The sequence below is a fragment of the Ureibacillus endophyticus genome (assembly GCF_024159215.1).
Taxonomy (GTDB): domain Bacteria; phylum Bacillota; class Bacilli; order Bacillales_A; family Planococcaceae; genus Ureibacillus; species Ureibacillus endophyticus.
This window is the reverse complement of the sequence record NZ_JAMYWW010000001.1, coordinates 1408821-1434703: the sequence shown is the minus strand read 5'-3', so window position 1 is coordinate 1434703 and position 25883 is coordinate 1408821. Positions and strand designations below refer to the sequence as shown.

The 25883-nt window shown below is 35.8% G+C and carries 27 protein-coding genes, 1 pseudogene and 2 riboswitches; of the genes and pseudogenes, 3 read left to right on the top strand and 25 right to left on the bottom strand.

What is annotated here, in order from left to right:
- The first annotated feature begins 168 nt into the window (after positions 1 to 168).
- Positions 169 to 771 (top strand): helix-turn-helix transcriptional regulator, encoded by a 603-nt coding sequence (locus NKR20_RS06975; protein ID WP_253424774.1) that lies wholly within the window; start codon positions 169 to 171, stop codon positions 769 to 771.
- A gap of 66 nt (positions 772 to 837) precedes the next feature.
- On the opposite strand, the gene NKR20_RS06970 is transcribed toward NKR20_RS06975, so the two are convergent.
- The 9 genes and pseudogenes from NKR20_RS06970 to NKR20_RS06935 form a co-directional block, all read right to left on the bottom strand.
- Positions 838 to 1290, bottom strand: coding sequence for a DUF2269 family protein (locus tag NKR20_RS06970; protein ID WP_253424771.1), 453 nt, complete (start codon positions 1288 to 1290; stop codon positions 838 to 840).
- 496 nt (positions 1291 to 1786) lie between these two features.
- On the bottom strand, positions 1787 to 2590 hold the full coding sequence (locus NKR20_RS06965; RefSeq protein WP_253424768.1) for a hypothetical protein: 804 nt from the start codon (positions 2588 to 2590) through the stop codon (positions 1787 to 1789).
- Positions 2591 to 2834: 244 nt separating this feature from the next.
- Positions 2835 to 3536: a conserved phage C-terminal domain-containing protein gene (locus NKR20_RS06960; protein WP_253424765.1), complete on the bottom strand. Its 702-nt coding sequence runs from the start codon at positions 3534 to 3536 to the stop codon at positions 2835 to 2837.
- Positions 3537 to 3762: 226 nt separating this feature from the next.
- Positions 3763 to 3888, bottom strand: coding sequence for a hypothetical protein (locus NKR20_RS19415; protein ID WP_301285902.1), 126 nt, complete (start codon positions 3886 to 3888; stop codon positions 3763 to 3765).
- Positions 3863 to 4819 (bottom strand): annotated as a pseudogene (gene cbiB / locus NKR20_RS06955) (adenosylcobinamide-phosphate synthase CbiB). The gene NKR20_RS19415 and the pseudogene cbiB overlap by 26 nt, the downstream one beginning before the upstream one ends.
- A gap of 153 nt (positions 4820 to 4972) precedes the next feature.
- Complete coding sequence (locus NKR20_RS06950; protein WP_253424763.1) at positions 4973 to 5836, bottom strand: energy-coupling factor ABC transporter ATP-binding protein; 864 nt, start codon at positions 5834 to 5836, stop codon at positions 4973 to 4975.
- 12 nt (positions 5837 to 5848) lie between these two features.
- Positions 5849 to 6628, bottom strand: a complete 780-nt coding sequence (cbiQ, locus tag NKR20_RS06945) for a cobalt ECF transporter T component CbiQ (protein WP_253424760.1) — start codon at positions 6626 to 6628, stop codon at positions 5849 to 5851.
- Positions 6612 to 6902: an energy-coupling factor ABC transporter substrate-binding protein gene (locus NKR20_RS06940; RefSeq protein ID WP_253428082.1), complete on the bottom strand. Its 291-nt coding sequence runs from the start codon at positions 6900 to 6902 to the stop codon at positions 6612 to 6614. The genes cbiQ and NKR20_RS06940 overlap by 17 nt, the downstream gene beginning before the upstream one ends.
- A 4-nt stretch (positions 6903 to 6906) precedes the next feature.
- Positions 6907 to 7650, bottom strand: coding sequence for an energy-coupling factor ABC transporter permease (locus NKR20_RS06935; RefSeq protein WP_253424756.1), 744 nt, complete (start codon positions 7648 to 7650; stop codon positions 6907 to 6909).
- 166 nt (positions 7651 to 7816) lie between these two features.
- Between NKR20_RS06935 and NKR20_RS06930 the strand changes: the two genes are divergently transcribed.
- Positions 7817 to 9244, top strand: coding sequence for a DDE-type integrase/transposase/recombinase (locus NKR20_RS06930; protein WP_253428046.1), 1428 nt, complete (start codon positions 7817 to 7819; stop codon positions 9242 to 9244).
- Positions 9245 to 9624: 380 nt separating this feature from the next.
- Positions 9625 to 9804, bottom strand: a riboswitch (cobalamin riboswitch).
- A gap of 93 nt (positions 9805 to 9897) precedes the next feature.
- On the opposite strand, the gene NKR20_RS06925 is transcribed toward NKR20_RS06930, so the two are convergent.
- The 14 genes from NKR20_RS06925 to cobJ form a co-directional block, all read right to left on the bottom strand.
- A complete protein-coding gene (locus tag NKR20_RS06925) occupies positions 9898 to 11094 on the bottom strand; it encodes a CbiX/SirB N-terminal domain-containing protein (protein ID WP_253424754.1) in 1197 nt (398 codons plus the stop codon).
- A gap of 87 nt (positions 11095 to 11181) precedes the next feature.
- Complete coding sequence (locus NKR20_RS06920; RefSeq protein ID WP_253424751.1) at positions 11182 to 12012, bottom strand: class I SAM-dependent methyltransferase; 831 nt, start codon at positions 12010 to 12012, stop codon at positions 11182 to 11184.
- 162 nt (positions 12013 to 12174) lie between these two features.
- Positions 12175 to 12729 carry a nitroreductase family protein gene (locus tag NKR20_RS06915; protein ID WP_253424749.1) on the bottom strand — a complete coding sequence of 185 codons (555 nt, stop codon included), beginning with the start codon at positions 12727 to 12729 and terminating at the stop codon, positions 12175 to 12177.
- The gene (gene cobA / locus NKR20_RS06910) at positions 12723 to 13484 is read right to left on the bottom strand and encodes a uroporphyrinogen-III C-methyltransferase (protein WP_253424746.1); all 762 of its coding nucleotides are present in this window, start codon (positions 13482 to 13484) and stop codon (positions 12723 to 12725) included. Before cobA ends, NKR20_RS06915 begins: the two co-directional genes overlap by 7 nt.
- A 2-nt stretch (positions 13485 to 13486) precedes the next feature.
- A complete protein-coding gene (locus tag NKR20_RS06905) occupies positions 13487 to 14110 on the bottom strand; it encodes a precorrin-2 dehydrogenase/sirohydrochlorin ferrochelatase family protein (protein WP_253424742.1) in 624 nt (207 codons plus the stop codon).
- Positions 14107 to 15465: a cobyrinic acid a,c-diamide synthase CobB gene (locus NKR20_RS06900; RefSeq protein WP_253424738.1), complete on the bottom strand. Its 1359-nt coding sequence runs from the start codon at positions 15463 to 15465 to the stop codon at positions 14107 to 14109. Before NKR20_RS06900 ends, NKR20_RS06905 begins: the two co-directional genes overlap by 4 nt.
- Positions 15462 to 16601 carry a cobalt-precorrin 5A hydrolase gene (locus NKR20_RS06895; protein WP_253424735.1) on the bottom strand — a complete coding sequence of 380 codons (1140 nt, stop codon included), beginning with the start codon at positions 16599 to 16601 and terminating at the stop codon, positions 15462 to 15464. The genes NKR20_RS06900 and NKR20_RS06895 overlap by 4 nt, the downstream gene beginning before the upstream one ends.
- Positions 16594 to 17376, bottom strand: coding sequence for a precorrin-4 C(11)-methyltransferase (gene cobM, locus NKR20_RS06890; RefSeq protein WP_253424732.1), 783 nt, complete (start codon positions 17374 to 17376; stop codon positions 16594 to 16596). The genes NKR20_RS06895 and cobM overlap by 8 nt, the downstream gene beginning before the upstream one ends.
- Positions 17376 to 18080: a precorrin-2 C(20)-methyltransferase gene (cobI, locus tag NKR20_RS06885; protein ID WP_253424728.1), complete on the bottom strand. Its 705-nt coding sequence runs from the start codon at positions 18078 to 18080 to the stop codon at positions 17376 to 17378. Before cobI ends, cobM begins: the two co-directional genes overlap by 1 nt.
- On the bottom strand, positions 18077 to 19273 hold the full coding sequence (gene cbiE / locus NKR20_RS06880; RefSeq protein WP_253428080.1) for a precorrin-6y C5,15-methyltransferase (decarboxylating) subunit CbiE: 1197 nt from the start codon (positions 19271 to 19273) through the stop codon (positions 18077 to 18079). The genes cobI and cbiE overlap by 4 nt, the downstream gene beginning before the upstream one ends.
- Positions 19248 to 20384 (bottom strand): cobalt-precorrin-5B (C(1))-methyltransferase, encoded by a 1137-nt coding sequence (locus NKR20_RS06875; RefSeq protein WP_366519774.1) that lies wholly within the window; start codon positions 20382 to 20384, stop codon positions 19248 to 19250. Before NKR20_RS06875 ends, cbiE begins: the two co-directional genes overlap by 26 nt.
- Positions 20359 to 21033, bottom strand: a complete 675-nt coding sequence (locus tag NKR20_RS06870) for a precorrin-8X methylmutase (RefSeq protein WP_253424721.1) — start codon at positions 21031 to 21033, stop codon at positions 20359 to 20361. The genes NKR20_RS06875 and NKR20_RS06870 overlap by 26 nt, the downstream gene beginning before the upstream one ends.
- Positions 21014 to 21790 (bottom strand): precorrin-6A reductase, encoded by a 777-nt coding sequence (cobK, locus tag NKR20_RS06865; protein WP_253424717.1) that lies wholly within the window; start codon positions 21788 to 21790, stop codon positions 21014 to 21016. The genes NKR20_RS06870 and cobK overlap by 20 nt, the downstream gene beginning before the upstream one ends.
- Positions 21791 to 21800: 10 nt before the next feature.
- On the bottom strand, positions 21801 to 23516 hold the full coding sequence (gene cobJ, locus NKR20_RS06860) for a precorrin-3B C(17)-methyltransferase (RefSeq protein ID WP_253424714.1): 1716 nt from the start codon (positions 23514 to 23516) through the stop codon (positions 21801 to 21803).
- Positions 23517 to 23654: 138 nt separating this feature from the next.
- Positions 23655 to 23837: riboswitch (cobalamin riboswitch) on the bottom strand.
- 277 nt (positions 23838 to 24114) lie between these two features.
- Between cobJ and NKR20_RS06855 the strand changes: the two genes are divergently transcribed.
- Positions 24115 to 24258: a hypothetical protein gene (locus tag NKR20_RS06855; protein WP_253428205.1), complete on the top strand. Its 144-nt coding sequence runs from the start codon at positions 24115 to 24117 to the stop codon at positions 24256 to 24258.
- Positions 24259 to 25073: 815 nt separating this feature from the next.
- Here the strand turns inward: NKR20_RS06855 and NKR20_RS06850 are convergent.
- Positions 25074 to 25253, bottom strand: coding sequence for a hypothetical protein (locus tag NKR20_RS06850; protein ID WP_121215121.1), 180 nt, complete (start codon positions 25251 to 25253; stop codon positions 25074 to 25076).
- Positions 25254 to 25397: 144 nt separating this feature from the next.
- Complete coding sequence (locus NKR20_RS06845) at positions 25398 to 25850, bottom strand: hypothetical protein (RefSeq protein WP_253424711.1); 453 nt, start codon at positions 25848 to 25850, stop codon at positions 25398 to 25400.
- Positions 25851 to 25883: the final 33 nt, after the last annotated feature.

The window sequence follows — 25883 nt, the reverse complement described above, 5'->3', positions numbered from 1 at the left end:
CATTATATTGAATATTGCAAATATTGAATATTCACCTAAATTAAGGTAATCTATACTCAATAAGGGGGAATCTTTCTGCAACTATCTACTACCTTTTCAAAATCCTTTTTATCGTTACGTACCATTCAGTCACATGAGGAGTTATTTGTAAAAATACTAGATTTATATTTGCATAGTTTTCCCGTCAAAAATGGTCTATTACTTCGTTATTCTCCAATGGGCCATATTGGACAAGGCATTATCTCCATCAACATAGATGAAGGCTACAAATTTATTACGCATTATGTGGAAGATCTTCGCAACGTGCCGATTATTATGCAGGCTTTACAAGAACGCCGCGCACGTTATGTAAAGGGGATCGACTATTTAACATCCATGCCGAGTAGATATGTCTCAAGGGAAGGATCAGAACAATTCATTGTAGTGCCAATTTTTCATGGTAATGTGTCCATTGGCTATATTTGTGGGGATGAGTTTGAAGGAAATTTCCAAATGTCCAGCACTCTATTGGAAACGTTTACATCGTTCGGTCGATTAACGGGCGAACTCTTTATGTCGAAAAAACAAGGGGATAACGTTTGTCCGTTAAGTAAACGTGAATTAGAGGTTATGCAACATGTTGCCTTAGGAGAAAGTACAAAAGAAATAGCTGCTGCCATTCAAATCAGTGATTTAACGGTCAATCAGTATATTAAATCAGCCATAAAAAAATTGAATGCGCAAAATCGAGTCGAAGCCATCGTAAAGCTTTGTAAGTTGGGGTTGATTTAAAATAACGAAAAAAGTGGGAATTGACCTGTACCAATTTCCACTTTTTCATAGTTAAAAACTTGTTTATTAAAATGGTTTTAATGACATTAACATAATCATCACTACAGCAATAATACTTGAAATGTTTAATGCTGAATTTGATTTTTTATTTAAAGTTAAAACAGCTCCAGGGATGACATCTGTTTTTGCTGCTTCTAGTAAAGCATTTGATTGTTTCATTGCTTTAGCAGATACGCCAATAACGAAAATTTGAGCAACAAAGTATAGGATAATAGATGTGATATACCATGCTTGTGTAAATAAATATGTATTTAAAGCACCCAAGATAAGACCTGTTACTAATAGTGTAAGACTACCGATTTTCACCGGTTTTTCGATTTTCTCCATTAATAAATGCATTAACATTAATTGTTCTCTATTTTTCGCGATTTTGCTGATAATCGGAAAGGCAAAAGCAGGACCCATTCCAACTACTGCTGCAATTACATGAATTACAACTATAAGACCATATAAAGACATTTTCTTCCTCCCTAATGAATATATTTACACAAAACTATTATACTACTAAAATAACCATATTTTCAGTAAAAAATTATAGTAATATTTTACAATAGATTTTGGAAGGATTACTAATGAATCATATTTGCATACGTAAGCGTATTATATGGGGCCTACCCTTTACGTATTATTCAAAACATTTCTATAACTACTAAATTGGAAAAAGAAATAAATTATATTGATTGAAAATAAGTAAGTACATTTCACGGCTTAACTTTTCCTGGGAAAAAGTAAAAGTAAATTTCTTTAAAAATAAATAGTCCTATAATTATACCAATTGAGATTAATAGACCTCTTCCTATGTTCTCACTTTCCACTATGATTCCTCCCATATTTTTACTCTACAATTATCAACGTATCGTCTCATAATTGGTTGCAGAATTTGGAAGTTCATATATTTTAAAATAACGCACCCACGATTAAGTGAATGCGTGCATATAAATCATGCGTATATAACCTACATTCTATAGTACCCTAAATGGTAAATAGTTTCCCCATTTTGACGTTTTATGAAAATAATGTTTTTGGTTTCAACTTTATTCATAATATCTCCGTCTTTGGAGTCAAAGATGGAAGTCCAAAATGAATCTGCACCAGAACCTTTATCATGCATCTTTTCTACATAGGATTGAATAGCTTCATCATCAAATTGAACAGAATAGGTGATCTCAACTTCAAATTGAAAATACTTTGATAGTTCTTGAAGATCGATACCATTAATTTTTTTCACATCAAATTGAAAATCCATGTCTGCCACTTCAAAAAGATCTTCATACTCTCTATCACTTGTCACAAAATCTTTTCCACTAAAATATCTCAAAACATGTTCTTTGTCTTCGTTTTTTAAGCCAATCGCAAGTTCATCCAAATATTGTTGGGTTTGTTCTTGTGCATCTCTTACTTCTTCTACTGCCATGACCATAATATCTATTGGATAATCAGAAATAGTTCTATAGGTTGCTTGATAATCCAAAAGGTCGATGAATGCCTCATTTACATCGCCCAAATCTATTTCACGTTGATTAAAATAATCTTCAACATAAAAATTTTTCACATCATCACTAAGCGTTTGCCACATTTCCGCTGTTACATTTTCAAAATCATCTAAATCTGAAGGTACTTCTTCTGTGTAGTCTTCCATTTCTTGTTGGTCTACGGTTGTTTCTTCTACAGTCTTATCTTCTTGATTTGCCTCTTCCTCTGAACATGCTGTTAGTAATGAAACTACCAATGTTAAGAGGATAAATACTAGTTTTTTCAAATATACTTGCTCCTTCCAATAACAAAACTAGTATTATTGTGACATAATTTCATCTGTAAATAAATATCAATACAGTAATTTTTATCTACATTACAAATTAACGACCTACAGCATATTAGATGGCAGTTGAAAATAATCTAGTACCTTCTTTCAGCACTTGAATTTTACGTGTGATACTCTATGTTAATATAGTTCTTTAAAATTAATGGACTCGACTACAATCTACATTCAGCTCTAAATATATTTAAAAATTTATCCCATCACTAAACACATATGGCTCTCGCTCATTCTTCACCATTTCCCCGCTCACCTTTTCATTTAGGTATGATTCGAATTTCGTTCCGAAAAGTGTTTCAGGGCGTAGATACTTATTCATGTTCTCGTCGTGTAGCCATGTGCTAACTTTCTTGTCGATAACCGTTTTGAAGTCTGCTTCTGTAAAGCCTTCGTTGAATCTTGCTTTGATATGCTTCTGTGTTGTTTTTGTGGTATGCCGATAATTAGTATTTGCTTGTTTATTTAGGTAGTCGATGATTTCCTTGTATGGAATGGCGAACTCGACAATAACTTTACTATCAGTATTTAGTAATTCAGTATTTAGTTTAAAGTCAGTATTTAGTAGCGCTTCATTCTGTTGGTTTATCGTATGTGAATTGATGTTGCTTACATTGACGTTTTGTGAAAGTAAATTTTGGGGTACTTCATAGACAATTGTCTCCCATTTTACGATTTGATGATTTTCATAGACAGGGAATCTTTCGAGATAACCAAATTTCTTCAGCTCGTTAAACCCCGAACGGAATGACCTTTCTCCGTCAGACCCATGTTTCATTAATTCTTCCACGTAAAAAACCCAATCATCTAGCATAGATAGCATATAGGCAAGGATTCCTTTTGCCTTCCAACTCAATCTTGCATCGTTTAGTAACCCTCGATCTAATACCACGTAATTTTCTTTTTTTTTCAACTCGAATAATTGCCATGTGCTCCACCTCTCCAATTTTTTTATACTAGCTATTTTCTATATATCTTTTTAATCAAAATTAAGAGACATGGGGTTTTTAATTTTTTATAAAATAAAAAAGCTACGCTAATTTGAAGCGTAACTAAATTATATAAGGATACTATTCTATGTGGACAATTGAATTAAAGATACCTTTCTATAAATTCCCCTAATTTTCCTCTGGTGCGCCATAGGTATTTACATTCTCACTTAAATCAATTACGTTATTGGGCATTTCAAGTCCCATTGTTTTAAATAAACTTTCTGCATTAGCTCCATATGCTAGTAATTGCATAAAACATGCCCCCTAATATTAAAAATCCGTATGTACATCGTTGCATTTGCTTGATTGCTCTATTTATATGTACTCTTTCCATGATAAATAGTTGCTTTCCCATATATGCTCGAAAAGATTCCACTTGTTCATAACGATTATAGCCTCCTAATCGAATTCCTAACTGATAAGCGGAAGCAGCTTCTAAGTACCCACTATTCGGACTTGGATGCTTTTTCGCATCAAACCACCAATACTTCAATCGTTTTCGTAGAGATATATTTGTATAGTTTTTTGTTAATAACACAATTAGTAATCCTGAAATTCGGCTTGGAATAAAATTGGCTATATCATCAAGCTTTGCCGCAAAATAACCAAAATCTCCGTAGCGTTCATTTTTATATCCAATCATTGAATCAAGTGTATTTATAGCTTTATAACACCATGCACCTGTAGCACCAAAACATAATGCATAAAATAGAGGGGCAGTAATGCCATCACTTGTATTTTCTGAAACAGTTTCAATCACTCCACGTACAATTTCAGGTTCCTCTAAATGTTCTGTGTCTCTCCCAACTATCCAGCTTTAGTATTTTCTTGCCTCAGGTAAATCCGCTTTTGCTAATGAATCTGATACAAGCATAGCAGCTTCTTTTAAGGATTTTTGTGCAAGTGCTAGACTAATCAATGTAACTTCTACTACAAACCACACTATGATATTAATTTTCATGGCAACAAAAACTAACAAAGATACAATAAAAGCTGTACAAAGAACAACAATGCTAACTGTTAAAAATCCTTTAAATTTGCGAAACTGTCCTTTATTCCAATTCTTTTCGAATATTGCAATCAAATTGCCAATATAAATAACAGGATGTTTCCATTTCTTCGGATCTCCTAGCCATTGATCAATAATGACAGCTAGAACGCATACCACAAATATTAGCACAATCTCAACTCCTAAAATAATTCATACAATAAAAATCTTCTATCAAAAAATATAGCTCTTTTAATAGTCAATATTATTTTATTGCCATATAAAAATATCTTTATATTAATATAAGCAGGTAAAGCCATTGAGGCACTACCTGCTTATTATTAGACTCTATTTTTTAGCTACTTTATTTTGTTCCATCAACACATTAAGTTGATTAATAAGCGCTTCTTTCGACTCTGGCATATTCAAATTTTCCCATTGCGGATGGTTATTTTTTAACATCTCAGTCACTGAAACAATCCACGGTTTTTCGATATGTGTTTTTTCTAGTACCGCATTATTTGTGAATAAAGAATTACCGTCACCAATATATAATAACTCACCTTTATGTAGAACAATATAATAGTCTGCCCATCCATATACTAAATTAATTTGGTGAGTAGAATATAAAAACGTTCGGTTATCCGTATCAAGCTTTTGCAAGTAATCAGCTAGTTGAGTAGAAAAGTAATAATCTAAACTGCTGGTTGGTTCATCCAAAATTAATACTTTCGGTTCCATTGCATAAACACCTGCAATGGATACCCGTTTCTTTTGACCCCCACTCAAAAAATGAATAGGACGATTTTCTATCTCCCCTAGCTCTGTTAATTTAATGGCCTTATCTACTTGAGCTTTCACTGTTTCTGTCGACCAATCTAAGTTAAGCGGGCCATACAATATATCTTGCTTTACAGTTGAAGCAAACAACTGATTATCCGCTTCTTGAAACACAAGTCCTACTTGTTGACGAAGGTGCTTTAAGCCATTTTTATTGTAAACAATTGGTTCACCATTAAATAAGATTGTCCCATTAGTAGGTCGTTCAAGTCCCATTAATAATTTAAAAAATGTAGACTTTCCTGAACCGTTCTCCCCTAAAATAGCAATTTTTTTCCCAATTGGAACTGTTAAGGAAATATTCTTTATTGCTTCTGTACCATCTGGATAAAGGAACGATACATTTTCAAACGAAAAATAGGGTGTCTTCAATTTCGTTCCTCCTTATAAAATAAGTAATATAACCGCAATTGCTAAGTAACCGATAATCAGTATTGATAATAGGGACTGCCACTTATATTTCGTCAAATAAACATCTGGAATAATAAATTCTTCGATGTTTCGTGCTTTCATTGCAAAAACCATTTTCTCATAATGGATGAATATGGATCGAAATAGTGCACTAATTAAAAGCACCAAAGATTGAAAACTAACCTTATAGTTTTTATAACCTAATCTAGCCTGTTGTGCAGTATGAAGTTGCAATGATGTTTGTAAAAAAATAAATATAAATCGATAAATTAGCTCGATCAATTCAATTACAACTGTTGGTAACTTACATTTCTTAAGTAACGGGCTAATTTCATATATAGGAGTGGTTAAAATCAATAAGTATAAACAGCTTGTCGAACTAAAAGCGACTAAAAAAATATTTAGTGCCCTCCATAGGTCACTTGGCAAAATATAGAGCACTACAAAAAATGTAGAAATTTTCCAAAGCGAATTATCTGGTACATCGCCGCTAAATGAAATTGAAACAATAATCGTCACTATTCCAGCTAGGCTAAAACCCAGCGGAGCTAGAATTAATGTAGCATATACCTTCCATGGCACTTTCGCATAGAAGACAATGACACTACTCATAAAAAGTAGTGTCCAAAGTGCAATGCTATTATTTCTTGAAATTGTCACCATAAATAATGGACATAAACTTATTATAAGCTTTTGGCTTGCAGCTACTTTTTGTAGTGCATTTTGGTGAGCAATATTATCTATGTTTAGCATCTGAATTTTTCACGTACTTTCCACGCATGTAACCAATGAAATAACCAATGATTAAAGCACCGATTACACCTTGAAGTACGAATAATAAGCTTTCGATTTCACCACTTGGAGGCTCCCATATAGAACTAAACCAAGGCTCATAATCACTTGCAATTTCTACAATAGCTTCTTCAGCAGCACCATCTGCTCCACCAAATTCAGCATCTTGTAAAAATAATAATGGTAAAAGTGCAAGAACAATAACACCAAATAATAAAAGTAAGTTTTTTTTCAGCATATTAGTTCTCCTTTACCTTTAAAATACGTAGTTTAACAAGCTCACTCATATTGTATTTTTGTATGAAGTTCATAATCATAACAGTTAGTAAACCTTCACTAATAGCTAAAGGAATTTGTGTTAATGCAAAAATACTTGCAAATTTTTCAAATGAACCTAAAATACCGCCTTCTGCCGCTGGGAAAGCAAGTGCCAATTGGATTGAAGTCATCACATAGGTACCTAAATCTCCTAACATTGCTGCCAAAAATACAGCAACACTAAAGGATAAACCCCATTTTGTTGATAATTTAAATACCCCAGTTGCGATAAATGGTCCAACAATTGCCATTGAGAATATGTTAGCACCTAATGTTGTTAAACCACCATGAGCAAGTAATAATGATTGGAATAATAACACAATAGAACCTAATACACTCATTACAAACGGTCCGAATAACACTGACCCCAATCCTACACCAGTTGGATGGGAACAACTGCCAGTTACAGACGGGATCTTAAGTGCAGATAATACGAATGTAAACGCACCTGATAATGCTAATAATAATCTACTCTCGGGATTTTCCTTAACTACTTTTCGAATAGCTATAATCCCTTTGACTAAAAACGGTAAGCACAGGGCAAACCAAAATATTGCCCAGCCGATTGGTAAAAAACCTTCCATAATGTGCATGGCATACGCTTGCTTCGGAATAAACATAAATACGACACCGAAGTACGCAAGCTTTGGTAATAAGTTTTTCATACTATTCCTCCTTTTTTATGACGCGTATTGTCAAAACTTATATATATAAATCGCTAATAATCGTTGGTTTTATAGTCTTTTACGCAAAAAAACTTGCCACCCCCTGGATTTTGGTGTTAGTTGAGGTTACCACACCACACAACTACCCAAAAAGGAAGTGACAAGTTTGTACCCTCAATTATTAGCGTATTTAATTGAATTTATCAAGTACCAAGAAAAAATAATTAAAATATTAATGGTGATAATATTTGGTAAGGCTGTTGGAAGTGTGCGTCCTGAACAGCCAATTAATAAAGAATACCGCAAGTTACAAGTTGATAAGTTACCCATTCTGTATCAACCTGAAAAAGCATCCTTTCAGGATTTACTAATCGCCTACTTCCATGAACATGGCAAAGAATTAAAGCCTGTAAGACGACACGCCAAGTCCAAATCAAAAGTACCTGAAAACCTCTGTTGTCCTAAGTGTGGTGCACCTTCCTCGTATTTGTATGCGAATAATGGTGCAAAAGGACAATATCAATGTAAGGTATGTGATTGCTTATTTAATCAAAAAAGTCGCTATCAGAAAGAGGCTATTCTTCGTTGCCCCCACTGTATGAAGACCTTAGAGAAAATTAAAGAGCGAAAAGATTTTCACATTTGGAAGTGTAAAAGTAATCAGTGTTCCTATTATTTATCCAATATAGGTCGAATGAGTAAGGAAGAAAAGACCCGATTTAAACAAGATCCACAGGCGTTTAAAGTGCGTTATATTTATCGTGAATTTTTGTTTGATTATCAACCTTTATCTCCAGCATCACCAGTAAAACCACGTGTAGATTTATCACGGATTCATACGTCATCCCATACACTTGGATTGATTTTGACATACCATGTGAATTACGGTATTTCAGCACGGAAAACAGCAGCGATTATGCAAGACATACATAATGTTTCCATTTCACATCAAACGATATTAAATTACGTGAACAGTGTCTCCATCTTGATGAAGCCCTTCGTTGATGGTTATCCTTATGAACTGTCCGATCAATTTTGTGGCGACGAAACGTATATTCGGGTTAATGGGAAATGGCATTACTTATTCTTTTTCTTTGATGCGGCGAAAAAAGTTATTCTCTCTTACCGTGTTTCGCCTAATCGCGATACATTGTCTGCCATTAAAGCAATCGATGATGTTTTACAAAAGTTCAAGGAGATTCCCGAAAACCTGAATTTAATCGTGGATGGCAACCCCATTTACTTATTAGCACAACACTTTTTCGCACAACATGACATTTGGTTTGATGTGACACAAGTGATAGGCTTAACGAACGAAGATCCAGTGTCAGCCGAATATCGTTGGTTGAAACAAATTATCGAACGTCTAAACCGGACATTTAAAGGGCATTACCGTGCGACAACAGGCTTTGGTTCCGAAGCTGGCTCGGTATCGTTTGTGACGATGTTTGTGGCCTATTTTAATTTCCTTCGACCGCATGCAAAGCTGGAAAAGCGTGTGCCGGTCATGATTCCAGAGTTGGACCAGATGCCACATATGCCAGCACGTTGGACAAAACTGATTGAACTGGCCCAATTGGAGTTAACGAAATAACCGCAGCCTACTTTTTTTAGCAGAGCCCTCAAATAACTACATACGAATGACAATCGGCGTAGCGAACTCTTGACAAACCGAATGGAGAAAAGGTTAAAATTGGTATTTGGCGAGGGTTATTTGGTGTGCCTACTTTTTCCCCTTCGCCCTCAAAAATATGGGCGCAACCTTTTCGGAATGTTTGTCAAGAGCGATTGTCCCCTCGTTCGGAGAGTACTTATCGCCCAATACCTTGTGTTTTTCAATTTTTCATAGAAGTTTTGACACTACCTTATGACGATGAAAAAAGTGCATAAAAAAACACACTTTTATTAAGGAGAAAAAGTGCATCACAAAAAAACAACTATATGTTGTTATTCTAGCACCTATCCTCGTAGGTTGAATTTACGAAATTTTTGGTAGGTCTCCTGGCTTCTCTTCAACACATATCTCGCCTTCCCACATAATTATGCAGTGGCTTAATTGAGACATGCTCCGAGTCACAGTTGCGGGACAGCGACGGAATTTCACCGTACTTCCCTATTAAGCTTTTAAAAAGCGCCAAAAATTATTATTCAGTTATCGTCATCGTTTAATATTTTAACATTGTCTTTCAAAATTGTCATTAATTGTTTTATAAATATAATTTTCATTGATTTAGATCAATTAATATCTTAATGATGGTGATGATGCTCATATCCATGCTCTTCAACATATTTTCGGAAATTCTCTAAGTCTTGTATTCCTGTTGAAGTACCATCGATTGCTTGTTGCAAGCGTTCTAGTAATATATTTTGTAATTTCGGGTGATATCCAAAATAATTTGCAATTTGAATTTCTACAGTTGGATTCTGTTTAGAAAATTCTTTTGCCATACGTCCCATTCGCTCCATTAAAATACCTGTAAATAAAAAGTATGGTAGCATAATAACTTTTTTTGCACCCAATTCGATACATCTTGCAATTCCTTGTTCCACAGTTGGCGTTGTGATACCCATAAATGCACACTCAAGAATTGGAACATTCACTTGTTCTGAGAACTTACGAGAAATTTCATAAAAATCTCCTTTCGCATCAAGATCACTGCTACCTCGAGCAATTAATAATATTGCAGTATCTTCGTGCTTGACAGATGGATCAAATCCAACCTCTTGTAAACGAGACTTTAGAACTTCAAATATTTCGTCGTGAATGCCTATCGTCTGACCATATGTAAAACGAATGTCTGGGAATTGTTCTTTTGCTTCTTCGATTTCTGCTGGAATATGAAGTTTTGAATGTCCTGCATGTAATAAAATAATCGGTATAACATGAATTTCATTAGCCCCACGTTCTATACATAGCTGAATTCCATCCTCTATATTTGGAGATGCAAATTCTAAAAAACACGTTTCAACAATAAATTTTGGATCAATTCTAGAATACATTTTTTTAACAAAGCGACGTACTTCTTCATTCCCTGCTTCTAAACGGCTACCATGTCCAACAAATAATACAGCTGTTTGTTTTTTCCCTTTTCGTTCTCTATTTTTTTCAATTCCTTTAACACGATTCTTACCTAGCAAACGTTCACCTTTTTCCATAGAATAAATAATATTTTCTTCAGAAACTTTTTCATGCACGATTGCTTTTGCAGTCTCATGTTGTTGTACTGAATACCATGTACCTTTTGGATAATCAATGACTACACATTTATCTTTACAACGCCCATTGCAGCGGGTACGTGAAGTATGAATCACTTCATCTAAGTTATTAATCCGAATTTCCTCTCGGATCTGCTGGGTTACTTCTTCTGCACCTGCCCCCATACAGGTAGCCCCATTACAGATTAAAAGGTGACGTTGCATAGGCAACAAATTCCATGTTGTCATTATAATCCCCCTAATATATAAAGCTTTTAGTAGATTAGTAATCTTAAACAGTTTTCAAAGATAACTTTTTAGTAAAAGTTCGATTAGTTAAATATTAATTGGTTGCCAACTAATTATCGCTGCATAAAATTTATGGCGATAAACGATTTGACCATTCTCTTCTGTTATAAAATCAGCTAATGCATTTTTCACATCTTCAAGTTGAAAAGTTTCATTTAAAATCTTCTTACTTTGCGCTACATATAAATCTTCGTAGCTCTCATAGTAATAGGTACGTTCAAGTGGAAGCATTTCACAATCTGCGTAAATTCCAAGTTGATATAACATATTAAAAATTTCAATATAATCTCGGCGTGGATATTTTATATCATAACCATACTTTTGATCGAGAACCACATAATGCGGCTGGATTTGACCTGTTGTTAAACCAATAATGGCACGCTTTTTGGCAATATGATTCATTTTTAATAAGGCTGCATTCATTTCATATATCCGATAATAGCAATTAACTCCAACAACAACATCGTGTGGTTCTATTTCTGATTCTTCCCATTTTGCATGAACATAACGCACTGCATCATCATCGATAAAATATTGTTGTAAATAACGAAGTACACTTTCTGAACTGTCAACTAATGTTAATTGATTTACATCCTCACGAAGCGGGAAAGTATAATTCCCCCATCCAGGTCCAATTTCCAAACAAGTTGCATTTTCAGGAATGTGTTTTCTTATTTTTTCATAGATTGGCTTTGCATGTGCATCTGTTTGACGATATGTTTTTTTCTTTATTGATTCAGTCCAAAATGCTTCTTCTAGTTCATCGTTTATCATCCGTTCAGGCATCTTACCATGCCAATCATACATACCCTGTTTCCATAGCTGCTCAAAATCAATTTGTAAAGGGGATCGATTCATCTGTAGAAGCTCCTCTCTTTTTGCAAAATGTAATTTTGTATTTGACTCAAGGAGATAACACTGTTTGTAAATTAGTTATTAATGTTAAATAACCGAAATATTTAACAGAATCTATTATATTTTCACGACCTATTGTGAAAATCACTTGCCACACTATTTCACTTATAGCCAAGTAGTTTTTTCTTTAAACGGTGTACGCTTTTTAGGAGTAGTGATTGTTTCTGCAGGATACCCGATACATAATGTACCTACTAATTGTTCCTGGTTACTTGCACCGATATAGGTATGTAGTGCTGTATCGTGTACTAACCCTACACCACGCGTTCGCCAAACCATTCCTAGGCCTAACTCTTCAGCCATTAACCACATCGACATAATAGCGCTACTTACTGCAAATTCATTGTCTTTCGTAGCACCTTCATCCCCTTCTACAATTGCTGAAGTTACAACAATAATTAGTGGAGTTTTTGTAATAGCCTCCATAGAACTGTCGATTAATTGAGGTTTTGTAGGAAAACGTTGTTCTAAATACTTCAGTGCCACTTTCTCATAGCCTTTTAAGCTTTCGCCTTGCATTACATAAAGGTGCCATGGTTCTCGCATCCGATCATTTGGCGCATAGGTAGCTGCTTCCAATATTGTTTCAATTTTTTCACGTTCTACCTCACGTGGTTCGAACTTGCGAATCGCTCTACGTTTCTTTAATGCATTTAACAAAATTCATACCCCTTTTCTTTAAACCAGGCGATCTCTTCACGAACACTTACTACATTACCTACTAAAATCATTGCAGGATTTTGGATAGATTCCTTTTTAATTTGATTCGTTATTGTTTCTAGTGTACCAACAATTGTCCGTTGTTTTTCTGTAGTTCCCCACTCGATGACTGCTACTGGTGTTTCACTAGGTTTTCCGTTTTCTATTAATCTAGCTGCAATATGTTCGATATTGCCAACACTCATATAGAACGCTAATGTATCAATGTGGCTTAGTGCATCCCATTTCAGAAAATCTTGTCCTTTTTGTGCACGCCCATGACCAGTTACAATGGCAAAGCTAGTTGCGTGATCACGATGAGTTACAGGAATACCTGCATAAGCTGGAGCTGCAATGCCCGCAGTGATTCCAGGTACGATTTCATAGTCGATATTTGCTTTCCGTAATACTGCTGCTTCCTCCGCACCACGGCCAAACACAAAAGGGTCGCCCCCTTTTAAACGTAAAACTATATGACCAGCTAGTGATTTTTCAACTAGTACACGATGAATTTCCTCTTGAATTAAGCCATGTTTTCCAGGCTCTTTCCCGCAATAAATTAATTCAGCATTATCTTTTGCATGTTTAAGTAAAACAGGATTCACTAATCGATCATATAAAATTACATCAGCTTGTTGAATGCACTCTAAACCTCTTATCGTTAATAATTTGGGGTCTCCAGGTCCAGCTCCAACAATTAAAACTTTTCCACTCATAATTAATCTCCTAGTTTTTGTTGTAGCCAATTTTCACAATCATCTAATCGGCCATCCTTAACCCACTCTAATAATTGTGGATCTAGTAAATCTATTAAATATTGTTTTTTAGTCTCTCCATCGACGGTTTCGATAATTCTTCGACGAGCTTGGCCTAAAAATGCAACATATTGTTCGTAATAGTCACCATATGTTTGCGCTAATTGTTCTTTCACCTGTCGAGTTAGACGTGGACTTGCACCAGATGTAGATACTGTCAATATAAAATCTCCACGGCGAACAACAGCTGGGTTAATAAAGTCTACACGCCCTAATGCATCTGCACGGCTGAGTAACTGCCAATGTTGAGTTGCTTCTTCCACTGCATCATTGACTTCCTTCTTGTCTGTAACGGCAAATACTAACACTGCATCATCCAAGTCTGATGGTTCAAACTCTTTTTGCTTCCATATCACTGCTTGCTGTTCAACATAGACCGCAAGTTCTTCTGTAATAATAGGACTTACCACGACAATATTAGCTTTTGTTGGAATTAATGCCTCAACCTTTTGTCGTGCAACATGCCCGCCGCCTACTACTACGGCAGTTTTAAATTCGATATTTAGTAATAAAGGAAAATAATTCATCGTTTCTCCTCCAAACATTTTTCTAACCAATTTTGTACAAGTTTCGGATTTGAAGCAAAATGGAAATGTGTATATCCTGCAACTAAATTATTTCGTAAATATCCTTCGTGTTGCGCTCTAAAACGTCCTTTACTAAAGTACGCAGGTGTTTGATGATTACCTTCATATGTTGAATAATGAAACTCATGTCCTTTTGCATGTTCATTTTCATTAATTAAAAAGTTGCCTGTAACTCCAGTAATTTCACGGTAGCCAAGAGCAGCTAATTTCTCTTGCATTTTTATATGCCCTTCAATTACACCAAGCATCTCATATGTTTCCCCTGCACGATTTGTAATACTTTGTGTTAAATACATAAACCCGCCACATTCCGCTAATGTCGGTAAGCCTTTTTCAATGGCAGAACGAATTGAATTTTTTGAGACAGTATTCTCACCTAATTGTTCGGCAAATTCCTCTGGGAAACCACCACCGATATACAATCCCTGTGCTTGTGGAGGCACTTTTTCATTATACAAAGGGGAAAAGAAGTGTATTTCAGCACCATATCCACGCAATAGTTCTAAATTTTCCTCATAATAAAAGTTAAAAGCTGCATCTTTTGCCACTGCTATATGAACAGATTTTCTATCTGGTTTCTTTTCAAAAATTGAGAAATCAACCTTAATTTCTGGTGCCTCCGTAATCTCAAGTAATTGATCCAAATCAACTGTTTCCTCAATCGCATTAGCTAGCTCATCAAAATAATCATCTAAATCACCACGTTCGATTGCAGGCACAAGTCCTAAATGACGGCTTGGTAAAGTTGGAACTGCTCCTTTTGGCAAATATCCAATAACTGGAACTTCACACTCTGCTTCAATTGCTGTTTTCACAATTTCAAAATGATTTTTACTTCCTAATTGGTTTGCAATCACTCCAACTATATTGGCATTTTCATCTAGCATTTGAAATCCTTTTACTATCGCTGCTACGCTCCGCGCCATACTTGCTCCGTTAACAATTAGAATGACTGGGCTATTTGTCAATTCACTAATTTGAGCTGCTGATCCTTCGTTCGATAATGGTGATTTACCATCATAAAACCCCATAACTCCTTCAATGATACTTACGTCTGCATCTTTACTTGCTCGAGCAACAATATCTCGAACAACATCATACTCCATCATAAAACTATCAATATTTCGAGAAGGTCTTTTCGTAACCGCAGTATGATATGTCGGGTCAATATAATCCGGTCCGCATTTAAAACCTTGAACAGATAAACCTCTTTTCATAAGGGCACGCATAATACCAATTGTAAATGTGGTTTTACCAACGCCGCTTCCCGTTCCCGCCAATACAAATCGATTCATTGTGAAGCCTCCTCATGAAATGAAATACGTGCAACCGAAATTGTTGCGTTTTCGCCTTTCTTTTTCTCTAACACCCATTCAGTCACATTTGCATAACGCAGTGCTGCTGGCTCACAAACACCATATGCACCTGTATATTTAAATACCGTTTGAGATGGGTTTTTTAGAGGCATTTCGTTTAATTGTTCGGGCGTATAAGTAACAAACTGCCAGTTGTTTTTAGCTGCAACTTTAATTAACCCTTCCTCATCTTTTTTCAGATCAATCGTTGCAATTGCTTTAACACTTTTTTTGCTCAATTTAAGTTCTTTAAGTGTTTCGTCAATAAGCTCTTCAATTTCTTCTGCCGATGTACCGCGATTACATCCCATTCCTAGAACAAGTGACTTTGGTCGATAGATTACACCATTTTTTAGCAGTTCTTCCTCATAAGTTTCTATTAATCTATCAGTAATTAGTAAAGTCGCATCTGGTTTCGCTGCCTGTGCTGAATCAGTGGAAGGATATATCTTTAAGTTTTCAGGCATTGGAGTATCATGCATCCACCAATTTGTCTCTCCTGTTTCCTGCACAATTGCTACATGTTCTTCATTAACAACGGAAGCACTTACAGGTGTTAGCTTTTCTTCAGAATCCCAAACCCAGCCAAATTTTGCGCCAAATAAATCTACTGGAATTGTTTTTTGCACGTCTGAAGCAGTTGTAATGACAGGTTGTGCACCAATTGCTTCTGCAAATTCATGGGTTAATGCATTTGCACCACCAATATGCCCAGATAATACGCTAATGACATACTCTCCCTTATCATCAATCACCAAAACAGCTGGATCTTTCTTCTTATCCTCAAGAAGCGGTGCAATCATTCGGACAACCGCACCGAGTGAAATAATACAGATAACCGCTTTATACTCTTTGAATAATGCTGGTAATAATAGACGAACGGTTCCATCAAATAATTGAATATGACGAGTTAATTCATCTCCACGTTCAAATTTCTTCATATAATATAGGTCTACATAAGGGAATTTTTCAGCATATCCACGTGCATGCTCCACACCATGCTTTGTAATTGCAACAAGGGCATAGGGCTTACGTTTCTCAACTTTTGGAATAATGCCTTCTTGTAAGCTAATCATCTTCCTTCACACCCTTACGGAAACCATGTGTAAATGTTTTATCATATAATTTTGAACGATATTCTTTTTCATGAATGTTAGGATCAAGTGCCCAACCAGCTAAAATCATCGCATGTTTACGAATACCATTTACTCGCATTGCCTCATCCAGTTGTGAAAGAGTAGTGCGAACGATTTTTTGATCTGGCCAAGATGCACGTTGTACAACAGCAACAGGAGTATCATCTTCCCAGCCAGCCGTTTTTAACTCCTTCATAATTTTTTTCGTTAATGTTGCACTTAAAAACATCGCAATCGTACAATGATGACTTGCCAGCGCTTGTAATTTTTCACGTTCAGGTACAGGAGTGCGTCCTTCTGCGCGAGTTAATATTAATGTTTGTGTTAAATCAGGGACCGTTAGTTCTGCTCCAACAGCAGCTGCAGAAGCAAATACGGAACTTACACCAGGTACAACTTCATAGCCAATATCATGCTGTTTTAGAAGTACAACTTGTTCCATAGTTGCACCATACATTGCTGGATCCCCAGTATGTAAACGAACAACTGTTTTTCCCGAATTTACACGCTCAACGATACAATTAACCATTTCTTCTAAATGCATACCTGCTGTGCGAATTACTTCTGCATCATGTCTTGCTTGAGCAACCAATTCGTCACTAACTAACGAATCTGTATACATGACAACATCTGCAGTTTGTAATAACTTCAAACCTTTTACTGTAATTAAATCCGGGTCACCAGGACCTGCACCAATAATCCATATTTTTTTCATTATTTACGCACCACCATACACGATAAATAATTCAGCTCTGCGCCGCGCAATTCATCTACATTCCAAATAATTTCCTCATCTGACGTTACTTTTGTGACAACATGAGTACCATAAAGTAAATTCATTTCTTCAAGTAGATCAAGCAGATTATCTAAAACTTTTGCTACTTTAATAAACACCACCGCATCATGTGTCTCTAATACACGTCGCATTTCCTCCATATCTTCCGTTGCTGGAACCATAGCTACGTGATCATCACCATCAGCTAATGCAATTCCTAAACGATTAGCTGAACCGTTAAATGATGAAATACCTGCAACTGTCTCAATTTGTACTTCAGGATGCATTTCTTTCATCAATTTCATTAAGTGAATAAATGTACTAAATAACATGGGATCGCCTTCAGTTACAAATGCAACATCTTGTCCCTGTTCTAGATATTTATAAATCGCTTCAACTGATTTTGCCCATTCTACGTTAAGCGTTTTTTCGTCTTTTGTCATTGGAAACACTAGACCAAGCATATTCTTTTCAGATGGGTTAATATACACTTCGACAATACGATGCGCATAGGATTTACTACCCTTAAGTTTTTTTGGATAAGCTATTACTGGACACTCCTGTAATTTTCTGAAAGCCTTAACTGTAATTAATTCGGGATCTCCTGGACCAACGCCTAATCCATATAAAGTACCTAATGTCATTTGTCATTTCCTTTCTGTGCTGTCACGATAAAAATGGGATTTAATGGTTCAAAGCGTGTTAAGTTTAAAATTGGCTTACTTTTAGAAATTTGAGCTTGTAAAATTGAAATTTCACATCCCAAATTTTTCAAATACTTCACGGCATCTGCCAAATTTTCAATTGTTGCGATATTCATCACGAGGCGACCACCTGGTATTAAACGTGTAATACATGTTTCCAATAAATGTTCCATATTACCACCGTTGCCACCTATAAAAATAGCGGTTGGATCAGGAAATTCATCTAAGCGATCTGGTGCTTTTCCTAGAACGGCCGTTATATCAACACGATGCTTTGCTTGGTTTCGGAAGCAATTTTCTAAGTCGCCTTCATTTTTTTCAATGGCATAAACTGCACCATTACGCGCAATTTTCGCTGCCTCAATCGCCACTGAACCTGTACATGTACCGATATCCCACACGATGCTATCTTCTTGAAGCTGTAATTCTTGTATACAAAGAACTCGAATTTCTTTCTTCGTTATTAAACCTTTTTCTGGTTTACGCTGATGAAACTCTTCATCTGCTATACCAAGTGGACTTCTTTTCACAGAATGTCGCTGTTTTAAAATAACTACGTTTAAAGGGGAAAACTCAGCTTGTTCCATCTCATCTAATGTCATATAACAGCATCGTTCATTGTCCCCTTCTAAATTTTCAGCAACAAATACTTCATATTCATTCATACCGTAATATTTTAAATAGGAAGCAATTACTTGAGGTGTGTTTTTATCGTCTGTTAAAATTGCTATTTTTTTACGTCCATCAATTCTTTGTGCAAATCCTTTTATAGAACGCCCATGCAGACTAACGATATAAGCATCGTGCCAACTCTCCTGCATTTTAGAAAATGCCAACTGTACAGAACTTGTATAAGGATAGATTTCTATTGGCAGTTTTTTAGCAATTACACCACCTAACCCATAAAATAACGGGTCTCCCGAAACTAAAATCACAACATTACGAGTTTCATGTTGTAGTTCAGCAACAAGCTTAGATAAACCACCTCTAATAACCTTTTTCTCTTTAGAAAAGTGTGGGAAGAATGCTAAATGACGTTCTCCCCCAACTAAAACATCACAGTTATTAATCCAATCGATATATTGAGGCAACAAACCTTTTATACCGTTATCCCCTATACCAATCATCTTCATCCAATTTGTCAATATTCTCAGCCTTCCCTAAACAATCTCCGTTCATTGCATATAAACTTGTTGAAACACTGATCGTTGTATTCATATGTGCTAATGCATGATAGCAACAATTTTTACAAAGAGCATCAAAGAATTCTTTATAATCTTTTAAAATCTCGCCCACTTGCGATGCCGTATTAGAAGTTAAAACTTCGCTAAGTAGAGGTTCTTGGATACCGCTTTTCTTTGCAATACCTGCTAAAAATTCGAAACTAATTGGTGCACTTTTGGAATGTACCATCATAACGCCTTGAGCTACCTTCGAAAATTTCCCCATCATACCTACAAGAGATACTTTGGCAAATTTTTTTCTTGCAATATGCTTTAAGGTAAACCCAACAAAATCGCCCATTTCAATAAATGCTTCTTCTGGTAAGTCCGGATATTGCTGCATTGCGTACTTTTCACTACGTCCACCAGTAGTAATAACAACATGATCACAGCCGGATTCTTTTGCAACATTAAGCGCTTGAACAATACTGGCCATATATGCAGAACTCGAGAACGGAACTACGGTACCACGAGTACCTAATATCGAAATCCCTCCAAGAATACCTAGACGACCATTCAATGTTTTTTTCGCAATTTCCTCTCCATCTGGTACAGAAATGATTACTTCAACACCTTTTTCGATTGCATATAAATCAATAGCTTCTTGGACAACTCCTATAATCATCTTTCGTGGTACAGGATTTATTGCAGCTTGTCCAACTGGAACAGGCAGCCCTGCCTTTGTAACACGGCCAACCCCTACACCACCGTCTAGATGAATGCCCGGTTTTTCTATTAAACGAACTGTACTTTGAATGCGAGCTTGGTGTGTTGCATCTGGATCGTCACCTGCATCTTTAATTGTTTCACACATAATGGCATCCCCTTGAATTTCACTCGATTCTACTTTAAACGTTGCAAATTTTCCAGCTGGTAAATAAATAGTAACCTCTTCAGGAACTTGTCCAGTCATAACCGCTTGCAACGCTGCCTTAGTCATTGCTGTAGCACAAGCACCAGTTGTGTAACCATGTCGCATTTGTGATGGATCTTTTTTATTTCGCTTGCTTTGCTCGTTCATCAGCCATAATTGAGATGGCATTTAATGCTGCTACTGTCACTGTACTGCCACCTTTTCTACCTTCATTCGTGATAAATGGTATTCCTTTTAATAAAGCTAGCTCAGCTTTTGATTCTGCTGCAGATACAAACCCAACTGGCATTCCAATAATTAAATCTGGTTTTGCTAAACCCTCTTTAATTAAACGAATTAATTCTAATAAAGCAGTCGGAGCGTTTCCAATTGCATAGATGCCACCTTCATGTAACTTTGTAGCTTTTCGCATTGACATAATTGCACGTGTTACTCCATGTTCTTTTGCTTCTTTTGAAACATCTTCATCAGCAATGTAACAATGTAAATCTCCACAATGTTTTTGGAATCGTTTACGTCCTGAGCCACTTTCAATCATCTGTACATCTGCAATTACATGACGACCTGCTAAGATGGATTGAATTCCTGCTTCTATTGCATCATCAGTAAATATCATGCTACGTCCTAATTCAAAATCTGCAGACGCGTGAATCACGCGACGCACAACTAACCACTGTTCGTCAGTAAAGTTATGTTCACCCATCTCTTCTTTAATGATTGAAAAACTATAATCATAAATTTTATCTGGATCAACCGTTAATGGTACGAAATCCGTATTAAAGTCCGTGTTTGTCATTTATATTTCCTCCTAATTTTTGAAATACTTCTTCAAAAGTAGAACATTGATTCAAGTACTCTATTTTTGGTCTTTTAATTAAAATAACTGGAATATTTAATTTTAATGCGGCATCCATTTTCTCATCGACGGAACCAACTTTACCACTTTCTTTCGTGATCACCAGTGTTGTCTCGTACTGACGATATAATGCAATATTTAACTCTTCTGAAAATGGTCCTTGTATGGCAATAATGTCACGATGTTTAATACCTAATGCATCACATTTTTCCATATTCTCTTTGTTTGGCAACATTCGGCATACTAAACGAATCGAATCAATTAGTAAGTGCTTAGTGAAAGTTGCTAATGTTTTGCTTCCTGTTGTTAGCATCACAGTACCTTTATGTTCCCTAGCAATTAGTGCTGCTTCCTCATAAGTATCTACTTCTGTTACAAGTGGATGTACATAATGTTGTTGTGGACGTTCATATCGAATGTAGAAAACATCACATTCTTTTGCTGCATTCATTGCCGTTTTGGATGCTTCTTCAGCATAAGGATGACTGGCATCAATAATCGTTGTCACCTTTTTTTCATGAATTAAGGTCACCATATCTTCTACTGATAGTCGACCTACGTGATAGTCAATACCGGCATCTCTTAAACTATCAGCTGCAGAAGTTGTAACAACAGTCGCCAATAACTTATGTCCCTGTTTTTGAAGTTCCATTGCAAGTTCACGTGCATCACTTGTCCCTGCGAGAAATAAAATCATGCCACCCCTCCTAATCGCCACATGGTGCCTCTTCAATCTTAATTTTGCAGCTCATATCTTGATATTCAAACTGTCCAATTTTTTTCACCCGTTTAAAATATTTAAATAAACGTTCATTGGGATGTGCGTTTTGTTTATATTCCTCAATGATTTTGGTTAGCAATGGTATCAATGCATCAGGTGCGATTCCCTCTGCAACAGGTTGTGCAGCATGAGCTGTTCTTCCTACTGGTTTTGATCCAATAAATAAATCAAATTTCTTTTTACGATAAACAATTCCAATATCATCAAACACCGCACGATAGCAAGCCATCCCACAGCCATTAAAGCCTACATGTAATTCTTTCGGTAACTTCATACCACCAAGTGAATCCATAATTTCTTCAGCATATGGAATGGAATCAGCTTTTTCCCCATTGCAAAAATCGCATGCTTTTACATTTAGTACGTCTCCAATTGGAAGAACATACAATCCTGTTTCACGTAATCTATTTACTATGAATTCTGGATTTTCAGTTGGAATCTTCACATAGAAACGATGATCTGGTGTGTATTCAAATGTACCGTTTTCCCCAACTATCTCAGCAATCACCTGCATTTGCTTAGGAGTAATCACTTTGTTTGCAACCCCAGGGGAAATCGCAAACTCAAAAATCGATTCAATCGATTGTTGCACTAAAAATTCTGACTTTACTGGTTCCTTTGTAATACAAGCTAAAGCCATTCTTGCCATTTCAAGTGATGAAATATTATTTTGAGTTTGTTCGAATTTTGATTGGGATTTTAAATTTGTTTCTAATGTTGCGATTCCAGCCGTTTTCACAGACTGGTTGTTAATTAAGTTTTTTTTTATAGGCTCAATTCTTTCAAAGCCTGATTTCGCTACTCCTGTTTCTTGATCAAGTGCCCATGGTTCTGCTTCTTTTTTCAAACGTTGGTGAGGTTTCCAAATTTGCTTTTCCTCTCCAAGGGTATATTTACGTTGATAGCCACGGGGTGTAATAATTTTATTATCATAAAAGAATGTCGATGAGTTCCCTACTACAACCGTTGTTAACATCCCTATATCATGTTCTAACATCTCTGCTAAGTTCGTTAGCACAATATTCTGATTCTCGCGATAAGCACTTTTCACCAAACCGACTGGTGTTTCAGATGAGCGATACTTCAATAAAATCTGCTGTGCTTCTACAATTTGACGTGTTCTACGCCCTGATTTCGGATTGTAAAAGGCGATTACAAAATCTGCCATAGCGGCTGCTTCAATACGCTTTTCAATAACTGTCCACGGAGTTAAGTGGTCACTTAAACTAATAGTGCAAGAGTCATGCATCACAGGGGCTCCAAGTAAACTTGCACAAGAGTTGATAGCCGAAATACCTGGAACCACTTCAACTTCTATTCCTGTTGCTTCTGTCCAACCTTTTTCAATCAGCACTTCATATACAAGTCCTGCCATTCCATACACACCCGAATCACCACTTGAAATAACAGATACAATATTTCCTGCCTCTGCTTGCTTCACTGCTTGTTGTGCTCGTGAAACTTCCTCTGTCATTCCCGTGCTTACAATGGTTTTTGCAGTTACTAAATGCCGAATTAATTCAACGTACGTCTTATAACCCATTATGTGATCACTTTGTTGAAGTGCATCTACAGCGCGCTTTGTAATATGATCCCTATCTCCAGGTCCGAAGCCGACAACAAAGATTTTTCCTTTTTGCATCCAAACACCCTCCGATTTACAATAAAAAATGCCCGTACTCACCTTTAACAGGTAGGTACGGGCACGTGAAATTTACATACAAAAGTATAAAAAAACACAAAAACACAAGGTTTCGCCTGTACTTTTCCCTCCGAAAAGTAAGTATCGTTTAAATAAGCAGGTTTCCTGACTTAAGCATCATCTTACTCCTACACCTTCCCGATTTCTCAGTGGTATGTTGTAGTTTCATCAGCCATTACAGTAGCGGGGGCTGTACTAGATTTTCACTAGTTTCCCTTTTAACTCTTACGTAATAAGAGCACTTATTTAAATTGCATATTTATTAAATTAATTAATAAAGTACCATACTATTCTATAAATAGAAACAATTTTTTATTGCTTAAGTAAATATTGTGTAAAACACCTTATTATTTGAATCCAAAGAGAAACATCAGAAAACTTTCAAAACCATAATATTACTAAATTCTATTTATAGTTTTTGTATAAAATAAAAAATAATAATTAATCCAACTGCTCTTTCAATTGTAAATATCAAGTATAGATTTTTAGCAAATTTTCCACACTTGTAACAGTACTTACGAAAAAGGATGTGATGATTTTGGAAAAAACAAAATTTGCTGATTTAAATGAACAGCAACTCAAAGAAATAAAACAGCTAGAGGAAAAATTAGATGTAACGCTAATTGCATATGATAGTTCTGTATTAGATGATCAAAATCAATTTGACAAGGCAGCTAATTAGATTGGACTCGACTTAGTGTTTGGGACAAAAGGTGGTTTTTAAAATTTATTTAGAAATATAGTGATGAAAATCTGCTATTAAGAAAAAGTTGATTGGAATGGAGTGTGGCTAAGTGTAGCTGACGGCATTCGCCTTTCGCTACAGAGCCAAGCTTCCTGCGGGAATAGCAAATTTATTTGCGACGAAAGCGTAAGCGACAGGAGCACTGAGCCGAAAATCCATTTTCGCCGGCCATTGACGGCAAAAATTAGTTGAGGCCATGCCCGCGGAAAGCGTCCACACGGAATGGAAATCCACGTTCTTCAGATCAAAAAGACACCATTTTTCAAGTTAGAAAAATAATGTCTTTTTAGTTTTGTCCCAACCCCTTTTTGTTTTTATACTACCTATAATGATATTCAATAAATGCACCCTTTAATCTTAAAGATAAAGATAAATACCTTTCAATTCGAGACATATAACAACTAACAACAGAACATTATGTACCAACTATTCTTTTTCTTTAACAGTAGAATCAGTATTTAGTAGCGTTTCATTCTGTTGGTTTAAGAAGGTGGATTGACGTTACTAGCTTTGACATTTTGTGAAGATAAATTTTGAGGTACTTAATAGACAATTGACTCCATTTCACGATTTGATGATTTTCATAGACTGGAAATCGTTCAAGATAAACGAATTTTTTCAGCTCGTTAAACCTCGAACGCAATTCTTGCATACTTGCTGTCTATGCGAGTTTAGATTTTTTTTCGTGGAAGAAATCATGAAACATGAAAAAAGTTACGCTAATTGAAGCGTAACTAAATTATATAAGGATACTATTCACATTTATTTGGACAATTGATTTCTAGATATCGAGCGATAATTTTTCCTAAAGGTTGGTCAAAACTCTCTTCTATATCAACTTTAATTAATACTTCTCCGTCTCCACATTCACAGAGTCGTTTTGCTTCAATAATACTCGTTCTTGTATGCCATTTCCCCCAATCATTCCCCATCACACTCCCCCTTTAAGACTATAATAAAGGTTGTTAGCGCTATTGTCTTTAGCATGTTTTTGATATTTCTATCAATATTCCACTTTGTCCGTAGAAAAACATATTTTACTAAAAATATTATTCTATGATATTTTTCTTTGAAAATTACTCATCCAACAATTCAATTAACTTCTCTGCTCCAGGTCCTTCAATTTTCACCCTCATATTCTCCTGAAGCCATATATGTAGATAGCCCAATTTTGCTAATGCTTTTGCTTTTTTATTTACTTCATTTCTGAATAGTGGGGTTTCGGGCCAAGCAGCTATAAAATATGTATTGTCTCCAACATTCTTTTCCTCCCGCTCCATCAACTTCGTAATTTGCTTTCTTACATATTCTCGAACCAAACTCCGCGCAAATGGTTTAATAGATGGATCTGTATCATACTTATTGCCAATAGACCCTTTTGCCTCAATTAGAAGCGTTACCCCGTTTTTAAGTAGCTCCATATCAATGCCCTTTTCGTTATTTTTAGCCATCGAAATTAAAGTAAACCCATGTTTTGTAAAATAATTTTCTATTGCATCAAGCAATTGATTTTCAGTGATGATTACCATGATTTCCCCCTCTTCCGAAAATATATATTACAC

Excerpts from the sequence above, each read along its gene's own strand:
- NKR20_RS06905 (WP_253424742.1), bottom strand. The coding sequence starts at position 14,110 with ATGAATTATTTTCCTTTATTACTAAATATCGAATTTAAAACTGCCGTA.
- cbiE (WP_253428080.1), bottom strand. The coding sequence starts at position 19,273 with ATGAAGATGATTGGTATAGGGGATAACGGTATAAAAGGTTTGTTGCCT.
- NKR20_RS06935 (WP_253424756.1), bottom strand. The coding sequence starts at position 7,650 with ATGAAAAACTTATTACCAAAGCTTGCGTACTTCGGTGTCGTATTTATG.
- NKR20_RS19415 (WP_301285902.1), bottom strand. The coding sequence starts at position 3,888 with ATGCAATTACTAGCATATGGAGCTAATGCAGAAAGTTTATTTAAAACA.
- NKR20_RS06920 (WP_253424751.1), bottom strand. The coding sequence starts at position 12,012 with ATGAATCGATCCCCTTTACAAATTGATTTTGAGCAGCTATGGAAACAG.
- cobI (WP_253424728.1), bottom strand. The coding sequence starts at position 18,080 with ATGACATTAGGTACTTTATATGGATTAGGCGTTGGTCCAGGAGATCCC.
- NKR20_RS06900 (WP_253424738.1), bottom strand. The coding sequence starts at position 15,465 with ATGAATCGATTTGTATTGGCGGGAACGGGAAGCGGCGTTGGTAAAACC.
- cbiQ (WP_253424760.1), bottom strand. The coding sequence starts at position 6,628 with ATGCTAAACATAGATAATATTGCTCACCAAAATGCACTACAAAAAGTA.
- cobK (WP_253424717.1), bottom strand. The coding sequence starts at position 21,790 with ATGATTTTATTTCTCGCAGGGACAAGTGATGCACGTGAACTTGCAATG.
- NKR20_RS06875 (WP_366519774.1), bottom strand. The coding sequence starts at position 20,384 with ATGAACGAGCAAAGCAAGCGAAATAAAAAAGATCCATCACAAATGCGA.
- NKR20_RS06850 (WP_121215121.1), bottom strand. The coding sequence starts at position 25,253 with ATGGGGAATGATTGGGGGAAATGGCATACAAGAACGAGTATTATTGAA.
- NKR20_RS06845 (WP_253424711.1), bottom strand. The coding sequence starts at position 25,850 with ATGGTAATCATCACTGAAAATCAATTGCTTGATGCAATAGAAAATTAT.
- cobJ (WP_253424714.1), bottom strand. The coding sequence starts at position 23,516 with ATGCAAAAAGGAAAAATCTTTGTTGTCGGCTTCGGACCTGGAGATAGG.
- cobM (WP_253424732.1), bottom strand. The coding sequence starts at position 17,376 with ATGAAAAAAATATGGATTATTGGTGCAGGTCCTGGTGACCCGGATTTA.
- NKR20_RS06970 (WP_253424771.1), bottom strand. The coding sequence starts at position 1,290 with ATGTCTTTATATGGTCTTATAGTTGTAATTCATGTAATTGCAGCAGTA.
- NKR20_RS06895 (WP_253424735.1), bottom strand. The coding sequence starts at position 16,601 with ATGATTAGCTTACAAGAAGGCATTATTCCAAAAGTTGAGAAACGTAAG.
- NKR20_RS06925 (WP_253424754.1), bottom strand. The coding sequence starts at position 11,094 with ATGACAACATGGAATTTGTTGCCTATGCAACGTCACCTTTTAATCTGT.
- NKR20_RS06870 (WP_253424721.1), bottom strand. The coding sequence starts at position 21,033 with ATGACAAACACGGACTTTAATACGGATTTCGTACCATTAACGGTTGAT.
- cobA (WP_253424746.1), bottom strand. The coding sequence starts at position 13,484 with ATGAGTGGAAAAGTTTTAATTGTTGGAGCTGGACCTGGAGACCCCAAA.